At 66.7% G+C, this 14681-nt stretch carries 17 protein-coding genes; 7 read left to right on the top strand and 10 right to left on the bottom strand.

All coding sequences use genetic code 11. From position 1 onward, the window contains the following. Positions 1-10: 10 nt before the first annotated feature. Together ACN0V4_RS10715 and ACN0V4_RS10710 are read right to left on the bottom strand one after the other, a co-directional pair. The gene (locus ACN0V4_RS10715; protein WP_417675873.1) at positions 11-940 is read right to left on the bottom strand and encodes a methylenetetrahydrofolate reductase; all 930 of its coding nucleotides are present in this window, start codon (positions 938-940) and stop codon (positions 11-13) included. Between the two features lie 23 nt (positions 941-963). After that, the gene (locus tag ACN0V4_RS10710) at positions 964-1260 is read right to left on the bottom strand and encodes a virulence factor (RefSeq protein WP_417675871.1); all 297 of its coding nucleotides are present in this window, start codon (positions 1258-1260) and stop codon (positions 964-966) included. A 183-nt stretch (positions 1261-1443) separates the two neighbouring features. On the opposite strand from ACN0V4_RS10710, the gene ACN0V4_RS10705 reads away from it, so the two are divergent. Both ACN0V4_RS10705 and ACN0V4_RS10700 read left to right on the top strand, forming a co-directional pair. Beyond that, positions 1444-2556: a Ppx/GppA phosphatase family protein gene (locus ACN0V4_RS10705; protein WP_417675869.1), complete on the top strand. Its 1113-nt coding sequence runs from the start codon at positions 1444-1446 to the stop codon at positions 2554-2556. Positions 2557-2789: 233 nt separating this feature from the next. Then, positions 2790-3491, top strand: a complete 702-nt coding sequence (locus ACN0V4_RS10700; RefSeq protein WP_417675867.1) for an RlmE family RNA methyltransferase — start codon at positions 2790-2792, stop codon at positions 3489-3491. A 2-nt stretch (positions 3492-3493) separates the two neighbouring features. Here the strand turns inward: ACN0V4_RS10700 and ACN0V4_RS10695 are convergent, their stop codons facing one another. After that, positions 3494-3691, bottom strand: coding sequence for a hypothetical protein (locus ACN0V4_RS10695; protein WP_417675865.1), 198 nt, complete (start codon positions 3689-3691; stop codon positions 3494-3496). 88 nt (positions 3692-3779) lie between these two features. Continuing rightward, on the bottom strand, positions 3780-4670 hold the full coding sequence (locus ACN0V4_RS10690) for a YihY/virulence factor BrkB family protein (protein ID WP_417675863.1): 891 nt from the start codon (positions 4668-4670) through the stop codon (positions 3780-3782). Between the two features lie 139 nt (positions 4671-4809). On the opposite strand from ACN0V4_RS10690, the gene ACN0V4_RS10685 reads away from it, so the two are divergent. Then, positions 4810-5043: a hypothetical protein gene (locus tag ACN0V4_RS10685; protein WP_417675861.1), complete on the top strand. Its 234-nt coding sequence runs from the start codon at positions 4810-4812 to the stop codon at positions 5041-5043. A gap of 48 nt (positions 5044-5091) precedes the next feature. Beyond that, a complete protein-coding gene (cls, locus tag ACN0V4_RS10680) occupies positions 5092-6504 on the top strand; it encodes a cardiolipin synthase (RefSeq protein WP_417675860.1) in 1413 nt (470 codons plus the stop codon). Between the two features lie 142 nt (positions 6505-6646). Here cls and ACN0V4_RS10675 read toward each other — a convergent pair whose 3' ends face one another. Further along, positions 6647-7015, bottom strand: coding sequence for a hypothetical protein (locus ACN0V4_RS10675; protein ID WP_417675858.1), 369 nt, complete (start codon positions 7013-7015; stop codon positions 6647-6649). Positions 7016-7134: 119 nt separating this feature from the next. Here ACN0V4_RS10675 and ACN0V4_RS10670 point away from each other — a divergent pair, with 119 nt between their 5' ends. Genes ACN0V4_RS10670 through ACN0V4_RS10660 form a run of 3 tightly spaced genes read left to right on the top strand, consistent with a single transcriptional unit; the run spans position 7135 to position 11232 of the window. Next, positions 7135-7785, top strand: a complete 651-nt coding sequence (locus ACN0V4_RS10670) for an ABC transporter ATP-binding protein (protein ID WP_417675856.1) — start codon at positions 7135-7137, stop codon at positions 7783-7785. Beyond that, positions 7782-10193, top strand: coding sequence for an FtsX-like permease family protein (locus tag ACN0V4_RS10665; protein ID WP_417675854.1), 2412 nt, complete (start codon positions 7782-7784; stop codon positions 10191-10193). The genes ACN0V4_RS10670 and ACN0V4_RS10665 overlap by 4 nt, the downstream gene beginning before the upstream one ends. Further along, on the top strand, positions 10183-11232 hold the full coding sequence (locus tag ACN0V4_RS10660; protein ID WP_417675852.1) for a lipocalin-like domain-containing protein: 1050 nt from the start codon (positions 10183-10185) through the stop codon (positions 11230-11232). Before ACN0V4_RS10665 ends, ACN0V4_RS10660 begins: the two co-directional genes overlap by 11 nt. Here the strand turns inward: ACN0V4_RS10660 and ACN0V4_RS10655 are convergent. Genes ACN0V4_RS10655 through ACN0V4_RS10635 form a run of 5 tightly spaced genes read right to left on the bottom strand, consistent with a single transcriptional unit; the run spans position 11180 to position 14635 of the window. Further along, entirely contained in the window at positions 11180-11674 is a 495-nt protein-coding gene (locus ACN0V4_RS10655; RefSeq protein ID WP_417675850.1) for an NUDIX hydrolase, read from the bottom strand. The two genes, ACN0V4_RS10660 and ACN0V4_RS10655, sit on opposite strands and share 53 nt — an antisense overlap. A 3-nt stretch (positions 11675-11677) precedes the next feature. Continuing rightward, positions 11678-12157 carry a CYTH domain-containing protein gene (locus ACN0V4_RS10650; protein WP_417675848.1) on the bottom strand — a complete coding sequence of 160 codons (480 nt, stop codon included), beginning with the start codon at positions 12155-12157 and terminating at the stop codon, positions 11678-11680. Between the two features lie 20 nt (positions 12158-12177). Then, positions 12178-12921 (bottom strand): ParA family protein, encoded by a 744-nt coding sequence (locus ACN0V4_RS10645; RefSeq protein ID WP_417675846.1) that lies wholly within the window; start codon positions 12919-12921, stop codon positions 12178-12180. Next, positions 12918-14447, bottom strand: coding sequence for a CHAD domain-containing protein (locus ACN0V4_RS10640; RefSeq protein WP_417675844.1), 1530 nt, complete (start codon positions 14445-14447; stop codon positions 12918-12920). The genes ACN0V4_RS10645 and ACN0V4_RS10640 overlap by 4 nt, the downstream gene beginning before the upstream one ends. Beyond that, a complete protein-coding gene (locus tag ACN0V4_RS10635) occupies positions 14444-14635 on the bottom strand; it encodes a hypothetical protein (RefSeq protein ID WP_417675842.1) in 192 nt (63 codons plus the stop codon). The genes ACN0V4_RS10640 and ACN0V4_RS10635 overlap by 4 nt, the downstream gene beginning before the upstream one ends. Between the last annotated feature and the right edge of the window lie 46 nt (positions 14636-14681).

Raw genomic sequence — 14681 nt, 5'->3', positions numbered from 1 at the left:
CGCGGGCCCTTCAGCTCTGGTTGGCGGGAGTGGCGGCACGGCCACCGTTTTCGGTGGCCCAGGCGGCAGTGCTCTGGATGCCGCCAAGGGGGAAGAAATGCACCGCCTCGACCCCGAAATCGGGATGCGCGGCCTTATGCGCGGCCAGCTCGGCAACCACATCGGCGGGCTCATAGGGCAGCAGCAGTTTCGACACGTCCATGGCGCGTTTCTGCAAGACCTTCAGCGACGGGCCGATACCGCAGGCGACGGCGAATTTGATCAGCGTCTGCAACCTGGCAGGCCCGGCGATGCCGATATGAATGGGCAAGTCGATGCCGGCCGCCTGCAGCCCATCGGCCCAGGCGATGATCGGCGCCGCCTCGAAACAGAATTGCGTCACCAGGGCCATTCGCGCGTCGGTCCGCTCGCTGAACGCCTGCTTCCAGCGCAGCGCCGCCATCACGTTGGCATCGCCTCCGGAGCGGTCGATATCGCGGTTGCCTTCCGGATGACCGGCCACATGCAGCCGCTTGAACCCGGCCTTGTCGAACAGCCCGGTCTCCAGCAACTGCATGGAATTGTCGAACCTCCCCCGCGCCTCGGCCAGCCCCCCGGCGAGCAGCAGCGCCTGATCAACCCCGGCCTCGCCCTGATACATGGCGATCCAGTTTTCCAGCGCGGCACGATCGGCGATGAGCCGGGCCGGGACATGCGGCATCGGCGCATAGCCCTCGGTCCTGAGCCGGCGGGCGGTGGCGACCATCTCCTCGATCGGGGTGCCGTCGATATGGGCGATATAGACGCGGGCGCCGGCCGGCAGCAGATCGCGGAAATCTGCGATCTTGGCGGCGGTGCGCGGCATCACCTCGATCGAATAGCCCTCAAGGAAGGCCTCGACCTCGCGGTTCACCGGTGTCGCCGGCGCCACGTCACGTTTCCTGAAGCTCAACAAAGCCATCGCGGCCTCCCATAAAGTGTGGCTCATGCCCAGCCGTCGTTGTCGATCAGCGCCTTCAGCCGGTCGGCGCCATAGGCCGTCTCCAGCCGAAGCGCCGCCTCCTCGGCCAGGGCTTCGGGGTCACCGTCGCGGCTGACCGGTTCTGTCTTGCGCCATTCGGCGAGATAGGCGTCGCTCGCCGCCACCCCCGCCCTCATCGCGGCGCGGTCAATCGCCTGCTCGAACCGGTCCGCCAGGACCCGTTTGATGCCGCGCCGCCCGCGCCCGACGATCACCTGGGCGGGAATATCGCGCCAATACAGAACCGTTACCTCGGGCATCTCGCCTGATTCCCCTGCTGCCTGTTCCATGCTTACGGCAGCGCCCGACAGGTCCGCAGCCGGTTTTCGACGAAAACGGCGCCATGTGCGACCAAAGCCGGGGCCTGCCGTGCGGGATCCCTTGCGCCGGCGGGATGGACGACATAACTCTAAGTTAACTCGAAAATCGGAGGGCGTGTTCCTATGACGCCCAAGCGTCCCATTGGTGCGGGCGCGTTCCCCAAAGCGGTCGAAAGCCCCGCGCCGACCCCGCCCGATCCGGATGCGCTCTATGCCGCGCTGGATCTGGGTACGAACAGTTGTCGCATGCTCATTGCCCAGCCCAAGGGCAGCGGGTTCCATGTGGTCGACAGTTTCTCGAAATCGGTCCAGCTCGGTTCCGGGCTGGAACGGACCGGTCGACTGTCGCGCGCCTCGATGGCGCGCACCATCCAGGCGTTGCGCATCTGTCAGCAGAAGATCAAGCGCAACAAGGTGCGCCGGATGCGGCTGGTCGCGACCGAGGCGTGCCGGCGCGCCAAGAACGCGCGCGAATTCATTCGTCAGGTCAAGCGCGAGACCGGGCTGAGCCTGGAGATCATCATGCCCGAGGAGGAAGCCCGGCTCGCCGTGATCTCCTGCGCGCCGCTGGTCTCGACCAAGACCGAACAGCTTCTGGTGGTGGATATCGGCGGCGGCTCGACCGAACTGGTGTGGATCGACCTCTCCTCGGTGCCGCGGCGCGATCGGCCGGCGGCGATCATGCGGCTGCACGCGGGCTTTCACCCGCCGGAAAGCCCGTTTCCCGCGGCCAAGGTGGTCGACTGGATCTCGGTGCCCCTGGGGGTGGCGACGCTGCGCGACCAATTCGCCGATGTCGAGGACGACGCCGCCCGCTTCGCGCTGATGAGCTGGTATTTCGAGGAAAACCTCGCCGAGTTCACCCCCTATCACGCGATGCAATCGCGCGAGCATTTCCAGATCGTCGGCACCTCGGGCACGGTGACCACGGTGGCGGCCTCGCATCTGGGGCTCAAGCGCTATGACCGGACCAAGGTCGACGGGCTGCGGATGACCTCGGACCAGATCGACAAGGTGATCCGCAACTATCTTGAGCTCGGCCCCACCGGGCGGCGCTGCGATCCGCGGATCGGTGAGGACCGCCAGGCGTTGATCATGTCCGGTGCGGCGATCCTGCAGGCGCTGTTGCGCTGCTGGCCGACCGACCGGCTGTCGGTGGCCGATCGCGGCCTGCGCGAGGGGCTGCTCTATGCGCAGATGAGCGCCGACGGCGTGCTGGAAGACGGGCCGTTCTGACGCGGGGTCCGGGGAAAGGGGGCTGTCTGCCCCCTCGCGGCCGCAAGGGCCGCTCACCCCCGAGGATATTTGAACCAGATCGAAGGCCCGGGCGCGGATTGCCGCTTTGATCTAGAGGCCAATATCCCCGGGGCGAGCGGCCGAGGCCAGGGCGGCGACAGCGCCCCGATCGGCGCCCGGCTTGCCGGGAGCCGCTAATGAGGCTATCGGGGCAGCGACGGAGAAATGAGATCATGGCGAAGAACACATCCGGGCGCGGGCAACGCGATCTTACGGTGAAGGTGAAAACCGCGCGAGGGCGCAAGCTGTCCTCGACGCGCTGGCTGCAGCGACAGCTGAACGATCCTTACGTGAAACGTGCCCAGGCCGAGGGGTTTCGCGGCCGCGCCGCCTTCAAGATCATGGAGCTGGACGACAAGTTCCGCTTTCTGGTGCCGGGCGCCCGCGTCGTCGATCTGGGCTGCGCCCCGGGCGGCTGGCTGCAGGTGGCGGTGCCCCGCATCAACGCCTTGGGCGAGAAGAAGGGCAAGGCGGTGGGCCGGATCATCGGCATCGACCTGCAGGAGGTCGAACCCCTGCCCGGCGCCGAGATCCATCAGCTCGATTTCATGTCGGATGGTGCCGATCTGCAAATCAAGGAGTGGCTGGGCGGCCGCGCCGACGTGGTGATGTCGGATATGGCCGCCTCCGCCTCCGGTCACAAGCAGACCGACCATTTGCGCATCATCGCGCTTTGCGAAACCGCGGCGCATCTGGCCTTTGATGTGCTGGACGAGGGGGGCACCTTTGTCGCCAAGGTTCTGGCCGGTGGCGCCGAGGGCGAGCTGCAGAAGCTCCTGAAGCAGAAGTTCGATAAGGTGGCCAATGTGAAGCCGCCCGCCTCGCGCGCCGACAGTTCCGAGAAATTCGTCATCGCCACCGGCTTTCGCGGCTGAGTTCAGCGGCGCGAGGGGCGGTCGAAAGAGTGCTCAGCGCGGGCGAGCAATGCGGTTTGCTCGGGCGCGGCGCCCTGCGCCGAGCGCAGCGTGGCCAACCGGCGCGCGATGTAATCGGCCCGCGCCTGCTGGTGGATCAACGCGAAAAGCCGCGCGTGGCGGAGATCGGCGAGGGATCGGTCGAGACCGCTGCGCAGCATGGTGTCGGGGCTCCTGCTTTCGGCTTGGGTCAGCCTGCGCCGGCATTGCGCCCGGGTCAGGGCGAAACCGGGGCGGCGGCGCGGCAGGTCAGGCCGATTGCGGCGCGCCGGGGTCCGTGGCGGCGGCCTCATCCTCCATCAGCGCACCGTTGAATTCCGCGCCGAAGATCAGGATGGCGGCGTTGAAATAGAGGAAGATCAGCGCCGACATGGCGCCCGCAAGCCCCGCGTAAGTCGCCGAATAGCTGGCAAAGCGCGACACGTAGATCGAGAATCCCCATCCCGCCAGCCCAGCGACCACCACCGTCAGCAGGATGCCCGGCAGCAGCTTGCGCAGCCTGTGCCGGCGCGGCGGCAACAGCAGGTGGAAGGCGAAGACGCCGAGCACCGGCATCGCCGCGACAAACAACCAGCTGACGCCCACCCCGGTGAACCATGAGGTCACCTGCCCCGGCACGGCGGCATTCAGCATGTTGGTATAGATCGGTATCACCAGATCGACCGCCACCCCGGCGATCACCAGCGCCGCCCCGGCGATCACCAGGCCGAGGCTGATCAGCCGGGTCTGCCAAAACGGGCGCGGATCGGTGTCGTGATAGGCCCGCGCCAGGGCGAGACGCACCGCCTCGACCCCGTTCGAGGCGAAATAGGCCGCCAGCACGCCGCCCACCGTCATCAGGCTGGAATGCGACCCGTCGAGCACGGCGCGCAATTCCCGTTCGATCGGCTGGGAAATCTCCTTGGGCCAGGAGCCGAGCAGCAGGTTGAACAGATCATCCGTCGGCATGTCGCTCGACAGCGCGCCGGCGAGCGCCACGATGAACAGCACGAAGGGGAACAGCGCCATCATCATCGACATGGCGACATGGCTGCTCATCACCCAGCCGCCTTTGTCGTTGAACCGCTTGGCGGCGCGGATCAGGGCGCGGAGCAGGCGAAGCGGGGTCAACGGCCGGGGCTGGGCTTGGGTCTGGGTCATGTCCTTCCTATAACGGCGGTTTTCCGGTCGATCCACCCCGATGGGGGGCCTGGGGCAGTCACGGATTGCCTTTGGCGCGGATTGATTGCACGATCGCCCAGGGGGCCGGCCATCGCCGGGACGAGAGAGGAACCACAAGATGAGCGATCTAGACGATTTCGCCAAAAAGATGAAGAACGCCCGTGACGAGCTGAAGCTGCAGCTTCATCTCGGCAGCAAGGAGGCCGAGCAGGAGTGGCAGGAGCTGCAGGCCAAATGGGACAGTTTCGTCAGCAAGACCGAGCTCGACAAATCCGCCGCCGAGGTGGGTGAGGCGGCGAAGGATCTGGGCCTGAAGCTCAAGGCCGCTTTCGACCGGATGCGCAAGTCCTGATCTTTGTCCGGGGCGGAGCCGCCTGCCCCGCCGCCGGAGCGTCGCGCCATGTGGGTCATGCTGGGCAGCCTTGCGGTTGCCGCCTTCTATATCCTGTCCTTCGTCTTCGCCTATCGCGCCGCGGTCACCGCGCGCACGGCGCAGGGGGCGGTCGGCTGGGTCGTCTTCCTGCTGGCGATGCCCTTCGCCGCGGTGCCGGCCTATATGGTGCTGGGGCATCACCGGCTGCGCGGCTATATCATCTCGCGCCGCGAGGCGCGGCTGGTGGTGGAGGCGATCGGCAAGGCGCGGGTGCGCCATGCGCCGGATCCCGATCGCACCCGGCTGTCGCTGGAGCCGTTCGAGTATTGCGCCAATATGCCGGCGCTCAGGGGCAACGGGGCGGATCTGCTGATCGACGGATCGGATGCCTTTCAGGCGATATTCGCGGCGATCGACGCGGCGCAGCATTATGTGCTGGTGCAGTTCTATATCATCCGCAACGACGCGCTGGGGCGCGCCCTGCGCGAGAGGCTGATCGCCGCCGCCGCGCGCGGGGTCGAGGTTCGGGTGATGACCGATGCCGTCGGCAGCTTCGGCCTGCCCGGGCGCTATTTCCGCAAGCTGCGGGCGGCCGGGGTCGAGGTGGCCCGCCGCAAGCGGCGCCGCGCCCCGGCCTTCCGGTTCCAGATCAACTTTCGCAACCACCGCAAGGTGGTGATCGTCGACGGGGAGACGGGTTTCACCGGAGGGCTCAACGTGGGCGAGGAATATATCGGGCTCGATCCCTATTACGGCCATTGGCGCGACACCCATATCCGGCTGCGCGGCCCGGTGGTCTCGCAGCTCCAGCTGATCTTTGTCGAGGATTGGCACTGGGTGACCGGGGAGCTGCCACTGGCCGAACTGAGCTGGGAGGCGCCGCTGGACCAAGCCGATGCCACCGCGCTGATCGTCGCCACCGGCCCCGGCGACGAAAGCGAGACCGGCAATCTGCTGTTCTTCTCCGCCCTCGCTGCGGCAAAGGAACGGTTCTGGATCGCTTCGCCCTATTTCGTGCCCGACACCGACATCCTGACTGCGCTGCGCCATGCCGCCCTGCGTGGCGTCGATGTCCGCATCCTGGTGCCGGACAAGGTGGATCACTGGATGCCCTGGCTGGCGGCCTGGGCCTATTTCGATACGGTGCGGGAATCCGGGGTGCGGGTGTTCCGCTATATGGATGGCTTCATGCACCAGAAGGTCTTCGTGGTGGACGATCAGCTTGCGGCGGTTGGGTCCACCAATCTCGACAACCGCTCGTTCCTGCTGAACTTCGAGGTGATGGCGCTGTTCTTTGACGCGGAGATCGCCGCGCAGGTCGACCGCATGCTGCGAGAGGATTTCGACAAGGCGGTCGAGATGACCGAGGGCGTCGCCGGGCAATCTCTGCCGATCCGCTATGCGGCCCCGATCGCGCGGCTGTTGTCCCCGATACTTTAGGATGCGACCGTATGTAATTGTTTTAAAATAAAATACCTATTTGTTCATGTTTTACATGAGGATTTCTTTAATCTCTCATCCGCCACTTGAACATCCTCACCTTTTGGGTGAGGTTTATTTCAAATATCATTGACTTCCTTATCTATTTCCTGGGCTCTTGCGCGTTGCGCTGAATGCAATCGTCGAAATACTTCTGGTACTTCTTTTGCTTCATCGCATCGCGTCGCTCACGGTTGGCTTCTCCGGCAAAGGGCGGCGCGGACCGCGCTGTCCCGCCCCAGCTTTTCGAGACGCCGACGGCGGCCGAGCCATGCAGTTCCATGTGAACGCCGCCGACATCGGCGCTCAGCCGCGGCGGGTGATAACCGCTCAACCGTTCGGCTTCGGTGCGGCACAGCGCTTCGGCCGGGCTGCCATTGTCCTGACTCTGTGCCCAGGCACCGCCGGAGAGAGCGGTGAGCGTGGCGAGGATCGGGGCTTTCAAATACATGTGTTTCATGGCGCCGACCATGACGCTGTCCTTGCCCCCAGGTCAATTCCCCACTGCCCACTCAAGGCAGCATTCCGCCGGCGGGGACTGGACAGCCCGGGCGCAAACCCCGATTGAGAATGATGGGATGCGAGGTTGCCATGCTGCTTGAAATCGACACTGTCACCAAGACTTACCCCGGCGCCACACGCCCGGTGCTGCGCGGCGTCTCGCTGACCCTCGCCGCCGGCGAAACCCTGGCACTGACCGGCGAAAGCGGCAGCGGCAAGAGCACGCTCTTGCATCTGGCAGGCGCGCTCGACAGCTTCGACAGTGGCGAGATCCGGCTTGAGGGCACGGCACTGTCGGGGCTCGACGATACCGGCCGGGCAAGGCTGCGGCGCGAGCGGGTGGCATTGGTGTTCCAGCAGTTCAACCTGATCCCCTCGCTGAGCGTGGCACAGAATCTGTCGTTCCACGCCCGCCTCGCCGACCGTCTGGATCGCGGCTGGCTGGCCGAGTTGACTGACCGCCTGGGCCTGGCCGATCTGACCGCGCGCTATCCCGAACAGCTTTCCGGCGGCCAGCAACAGCGCGTCGCCATCGGCCGGGCGCTCGCGGCGCGGCCGGCACTGCTGCTGGCGGACGAGCCCACCGGCAACCTTGATGAAACCGCAAGCGCGGTGGTGATGGATCTGATGCTGGATCTGGTGCGCGCCTCTGGCACGGCGTTGTTTCTGGTCACCCATTCGCAGACCATCGCGGCGCGGGCCGACCGGCATCTTCACCTGTCTGCCGGGCGGGTGGCATGAGGCGCGCGGCCCTTCAAGCGCTTTGGTCGCACTGGCGCCGCCATCCGCTGCAGCTCACAACCCTGCTGGCCGGTCTGGCGCTGGCCACCGCGCTCTGGTCGGCGGTGCAGGCGATCAATGCCGAGGCGCGGGCGAGCTATGCGCGCGCCACCGCCCAGCTTGGCGTCGCGGCGCTCGACCGGCTGGAGGCGCCGGGCGGGCCGATCGCGCTGTCCCGCTATGTCGCCCTCCGCCGGGCCGGTTGGCAACTCACCCCCATCCTCGAAGGCCGTGCAACGCTTGGCGATCAGCGGCTGCGCATCGTCGGCCTCGATCCGCTGAGCCATCCGCCAATGCCCGCCTTCGCCGCGCTGACGGAAGACTCTGGCGCCCTACCGCAGATGATCGCCCAGGGCGGCCTGTTGCTGGCGCCGCCCGATCTGGCAGAGGCGTTGCGCGGCATCCCCGGCCTGCCGATGATCCAGGCGAGCGCCGAGGTGCCGCCGGGCATGGTGCTGACCGATATCGGCGTCGCCGAACGGCTGCTGCACCGCGAGGGGCAGATCGACCGGCTGCTGATCCTGCCCGGTCAGCCGATGGGGCTGCAACCGCTCGACCGGCTGGCGCCCGACCTGCAACGGCTGCCGGGGCGCGAGGGCGCCGATACCGCGCGGCTGACCGACAGTTTTCACCTGAACCTCACCGCCTTCGGGCTGCTGTCCTTCGCGGTCGGGCTGTTCATCGTGCATGGCACCGTCGGGCTCGCCTTCGAACAGCGTCGGGCGATGATCCGCACCCTGCGGGCGCTGGGGCTGCCGATGCGCAGCCTCACCGCGTTGATGTTGGCCGAGCTTGTGGCGCTGGCGCTGATCGGCGGCGGCATCGGGCTGGTGCTGGGCTATCTGGTGGCGGCCGCGCTTCTGCCCGATGTCGCGGCCACCCTGCGCGGGCTCTATGGCGCGCCGGTCGCCGGCGGGCTCAGCCTGCGGCCGGTCTGGGTGTTGGGCGGGCTTGGCATGGCGCTGGCGGGCACGCTGGTGACCGGGGCCGGATCGCTGTGGCGGGCCGCGCATATGCCGATCCTCGCCGCGCCGGGCCTGCAAGCCTGGGCTGAACGCGCCCACCGCGCCGCGCGGGTCCAAGCGCTGGCCGGGATCGGGTTGATCGGCGCCGGGCTGCTGGCGCTCTGGCTGATCCCGGGGCTGATCGGCGGCTTTGCCCTGCTGGCCGGGTTGATGCTGGGCGCGGCGCTTCTATTGCCGCCGGCGCTCGGGCTGATCCTCAATCTCGGCCGCAGACTGGCGCGCGGCGTGGTGGGCGAATGGCTCTGGGCTGACATGCGGGCGCAATTGCCGGGGATCAGCCTGGCCTTGATGGCGCTGCTGCTGGCGCTCGCCGCCAATATCGGCGTCGGCACCATGGTGAAAAGCTTCCGGCTCACCTTCGTCGGCTGGCTGGATCAGCGGCTGGTGGCGGATCTCTATATCACCGCGCGGGACGATGCCCAGGGGGCGGAGATCGCCGAATGGCTCATCCCCCGGGTTGCCGCGGTGCTGCCGCTGCGCGAGGCGGAGTTCCAGATCGCCGGCGCGCCGGCGGAGGTCTATGGCGTGGTCGACGACATCAGCTATCGCGACCACTGGCCGTTGATCCGGCAAAGCGCCGGCGGCTGGGATCGGGTGCTGGCGGGCGAGGCTGCCTTCGTCAACGAACAGTTGGCCCGCCGCGCCGGCCTCTGGCCCGGGACCGAGGTGCGGATCGCCCCCGACTGGGTGCTGCCGGTGGCGGGCGTCTATTCCGATTATGGCAACCCCTCGGGTCAGGTCATCGTGTCGATCCCGGCGCTGCTCACCCATGCGCGCGCGGTGCCGAACCGCCGCTTCGGCATCCGTGCCGCTGCCCTGCCGGTCGCCGATCTGATGCGCGATCTGCAGGCGCAGTTCGACCTGCCCGCCGCCGCGCTGATCGACAACGCCGGGCTCAAGGCCCGTTCGCTCGCCGTCTTCGACAAGACCTTCGTGGTGACCGGGGCGCTGAACCTTTTGACGCTGGGGGTGGCCGGCTTCGCGATCCTGACCAGCCTCTTGACGCTCTGGTCGCCGCGGCTGCCGCAGATCGCGCCGGTCTGGGCGCTGGGGCTGACCCGGGCCGAGCTGGCGCGGCTCGAGGTCGGACGCAGCCTGGCGCTGGCGCTGCTGACGGCCCTTCTGGCGCTCCCGCTGGGGCTGGCGCTGGCCTGGGTGCTGTTGAAGGTGATCAACGTGCAGGCCTTCGGCTGGGAGCTGCCGATGTCCCTCTTCCCGCTCGACTGGCTGCGGCTCCTCGCGCTGGCGCTCCTCGCCGCCGGGCTGGCGGCGGCCCTGCCCGCCCGACGGCTTTATCGGCTGCCACCGTCGGATTTGCTGAAGGTCTTTGCCAATGCCCGTTAGGATCCTCCTCGCCCTGCTGGCCACGCTGATCGCCGCACCGCTCTGGGCGCAAGGCTATGCCGGGCTCGGCAGCACCGCGGGTGAAGGTTTCGCCAGGCCGGAACGCGGGGTGCCGCTGGTCTTTCCCCGCGATCACGGGCCGCATCCGGATTACCGCATCGAATGGTGGTATCTGACCGCCAATCTGACCGGGCCGGACGGCACACCCTATGGCATCCAATGGACACTGTTCCGATCGGCCCTGGCGCCGGGTGAGGCCGAGGGGTGGCAGAGCCCGCAGATCTGGATGGGCCATGCCGCCGCCACCTCAGCCACAGACCACCATTTCGCCGAACGGCTGGCGCGTGGCGGCATCGGCACCGCCGGGGTCAAGACCGGCCCGTTCGAGGCCTGGATCGACGATTGGCGGATGGCGGGCGACGATGATCTGTCGAACCTGACGCTCACCGCCCGGGGAGCGGAGTTTTCCTATGACCTGCGGCTTGTGGCCGACGGCCCGATCGTGCTGCAGGGCGATCGGGGGTATTCGGTGAAATCCGCCGATGGGCAGGCGAGCTATTACTACTCGCAACCGCATTACCGGATCGAGGGGACGCTCAGCCTGCCCTCCGGCCCGGTCGCGGTCACCGGGCAAGGCTGGCTCGACCGCGAATGGTCATCGCAACCGCTGGCGGCGGATCAGAGCGGTTGGGATTGGTTCTCGCTCTCTTTCGACGACGGCGCCCGGCTGATGGGGTTCCGGCTGCGCGGGGCGCGCGGCGATTTCACCTCGGGCACCTGGATCGCGGCGGATGGGAGGCCGACACCGCTCAGCCCCGGGGCGTTGCGGGCGGAACCGCTGGAGTGGAGCGAGGCCAGCGGTCACAAGGTGCCGGTGCGCTGGCACCTCACCCTGCCCGACCGTGATCTCAATGTGACGATTGCCGCGCTGAACCCGGGTGCCTGGATGGGCACGCGGTTCGCCTATTGGGAAGGGCCGGTCACCGTCACCGGAAGCCGGCGCGGCGGCGGCTATCTTGAGATGACGGGCTATGACTGATCCCAGCGCTGCCAGAGCCCGGGGTGGTGCGGAAATGCGCCGCCCATTGCCGCAACATCCGGCGACTGGCCTTGAAGGTCAGCAATTGTTCCCCCTCGCGCACCGAGACCAGCACCCGGCGGCGCTGATGCGCCTCAGCCCAGTTGGAGCGGATGCGCTCCACCCGCATCGGATAAAGCGTCAGGTCGATCTTGCCATCGGGGTGATCGACGATGCCGCGCAGCTTCATCCGGCCCCAGCGCCGGCCGATCAGGCCGGCCTCTTCCCGCGCCTCTTGCAGGGCGCTGTCGGCGCCTGAGCGGCCGGGTATGCGATTGCCCTTGGGAAAGATCCAGTTCTGGTGGGTCCGGCTGGTGATCAGCACGATCCTCAGCTTGCCGCCGATCTGAATGAAGGGCAGCGCGCCATATTGCTTCCTGAGCTTTCCGGTCTTTACCGACATCGCTTAACCCTCCTCCGGCACGCCATCGGTGACCATCGCGCGATTGCCATAGCGGCGATCCTCGGTCACCTCGCGGCCGAACCAGCCGGGCGGGCAAAAGGCCCTGGCGGCGGCGAGACTGTCGAATTCCACCTCGACCACCCGCAGGGGGGCTAGAAAGCCGCGAAAGATGTCAAGCTCATAGCAAAGGCCGCCGGGTAACGGGCCGGTCCAGCGCTCCTTTTCCAGCCGGCGCCCCTCGGTCTCGGGCCAGAGCGTGTCGAACTGCTCCGGGCTCAGGGCGATCTCGCGTTCCTTGCGGGTCATGCCCGAGCCCGATTTCAGGGTGAGGATGCGGCGGTCATCCTCGGCCCTGAGCCGCAATTCGACCGAATCGGAATTCCGGGTCAGATAGCCTTGGGCGATATCCGCCCGCCGCGCCTGGCTGAGATCGGGCAGGCGCAGCACCAGAAACTTGCGCTCTATCTCGACGAATTCTCCCAAAATCATCCTTTCCAAGAGGGTCAGAGCCGCGCGCCGACCTCGCCCCAAAGCGTGGCATAGGCGCGCGCCACAGCGCGGCCGCTGGCATAGGCCGCGACCGGTGCACGATGCAGACCCATCTTTTCGATCTCAGATGAAAATGGGATGACAGTGGCGAGAAAAATCTCGGGATAAATGCCGCGCATTTTCTCCATCGTGTCGTGATGCAGCGTCTTGCGCGCCTGCACCATCGAGAAAAAGGCCAAAAGCTTGCCGCGATCCAGGTCGTGATCGCCGAAAAAGGTCAGAAGCTGTTCAAAGGTGCGTTCCGACAGGGTGGTCGGGATCACCGGCACCACGATGCGATCGGCCGCCTTGAAGACATTCTCGGACAGCGCCGAGATATTCGGCGGGCAATCCAGCAGGATCAGGTCATATTCCTCGTCCACCGCCCGCAGCGTCTTTTTCAGACGCGAGTGGCTGTTCTTCATCCGGGACAGGAAGATGTCGAAATCGCGATAGGACATATTGGCCGGCAGGATGTCGAGATTGTCGAAATCGCTGCCGCGGATCGCGTCGGCAAAGCGATCCTCGTCCTTGAAGAAACTGTCATCCTTCAGCCGTTTCGACGGCTTGACGCGAAAATAGAACCCCGAGGCCCCCTGCGGGTCGAGATCGCAGAGCAATGTCCTGAGCCCGCTTGTCGCAGCCGCATAGGCCAGGTTCACCGCCGTCGCCGTCTTTCCGACGCCGCCCTTGTTGCTGTAACAGGCGATGATCCTCATGCCGTCTCCCCCCCGTCATGAAACAGTTTGGCGAAACGCGCCCGGACCTGATCGCTGTCGAAACTCGCAAAACCCTCGGTCAGGCGCGCGCGCTGCTCCAACTGCCGGCGATGCAGCACGGCGATCAAAGCGCCAACGCTTTGGGCCATCTCCAGCGCATGGTCGCGCTTGGCCGCTCCGGGGGCCTCGAGAAAACTGCGCAGGCTTTGCTGCTGGACGCCGTAATCATTGAATAGACCAAGCGCGTCCTGCATCCGTTTCAACGGCTTGATCAGTGCCGCCATCTCCTTGCCCGGAAACAGCGGGGCAAAGAACTCCATCAGATAACGCAGCTTCTTGCAGGTGATCCTCAGCTCATGCACCTGATGATCCGGCGTCGTCTCGGTGATCGCGCCGGCCAGTTTGCAGACCTTGCGATAGCGCTTCCAGATCAGCCCCTTGGCATAGCCCAATACCGGCCGGTCGGCCATCGGCCCCGGCGCCAGCGTCTCGGGATCGGCAAAGACCCGTTGTAGGCGGATGATCTGATCAGCATAGGCCTGCGTTCTGAACCGGCCTGCCAGCTTCGCCTGCTCGCCCTGCCGCTCGTCGGTGAACAGCGCGAACATGGCGGCCAGCCCGGGATGCAGCGCCGGCGGCAGCAGATCGAAATAAAGCTCCCGCTCCAGCAGATAGACATCAAGATCGCGCAGCCGCCCGGTCGGCGCCATCAGATCGGAAAAGGCGCGCTTCAGCTCGTCGTTCAGCGCCAGGTCATAGACGCCCTTGAACAGGCTCAGCACCGAGCGGACCTTGCGCAGGCTGACACGGTAATCATGCAGGAATTCGGTATCGATATCGGCGATCACCCCGCCCTCGTTCTGCCGTGCCACGGCGATATGGGCGCCGATCAGCGCGGCGGCGGCGCGGGCGGCCGGCTCGTCCGGAGCAAAGGGAACCTGCGGCTTCGGATCATAGATCGGGACCTGCGGGAAAAGCTGGCTGGCCAGATCCGCAAGCGGGATATGCGGTGCCGCCCCCCGCAGCCTGCGGCGCAGCTGATCGAAGGCGCTGTCATAGCCGCGCAGATATTGCAGCTCAACCAGGGTGACCACATCGCCGCCGCCCTCGGGCTCCAGCCGCCGCAGCCAGGCGCGCGCTTGGGTCTTCTCCTCCTCATCGACAAGCGACACCCGCCGCGCCACCATCCGCCCGCGCCCCAGCGCCAGCAGGCTGCGCAGGGGCGACAGATCGGCCAGCGCCTCGCGCAGCGGCCCGGCGGGCAGATCGGTGACGAAATTGCCGCCGCGCGCCGCCGGCTGGTGGCATCCCGCCTCGTCGGAGCTGAGCAGGACCAGCTTGCCATCCGCCTCGATCAGCGCCCGGCCAGACTTGCCCAGGGGACGGTCGAAACAGTCGAGCAGGGCAAAGTCGATGGTCGGCCCCTCCGGCTCGGCCAACAGCCGCAGCGTGCCGATATCCTTGCCAAGCGCCTTTGCCCGCAAGCGTCCCGACAACAGGAAACTCTCCCCGATCTTGCGCATCATGCCCGCCCCTTACCGCCTGTACTGAGATAGTCCTCGATCAGCCGCTCCACGATCTTCTGCACGCTGGTCCCCTCCTCGACCGCCCGGAGTTTCAGCGCCTTGAGCGTTCGCCCCTCCAGCCGGAGAGAGGTATTCCTCTTCTCCTCCCGGGCGCCCGCCCCCTCGCCGCTGTCCTCGGGTTTCGCCATCGTCGCCCCTGCCGGAAAGTGACGTCATGCTTTCACGGTCACGCCC

The sequence above is a fragment of the Pseudodonghicola sp. genome, from assembly GCF_048268305.1.
In the GTDB taxonomy this organism is placed as follows: Bacteria; Pseudomonadota; Alphaproteobacteria; order Rhodobacterales; family Rhodobacteraceae; genus Pseudodonghicola.
This window is presented reverse-complemented; position numbering and strand designations above follow the sequence as displayed.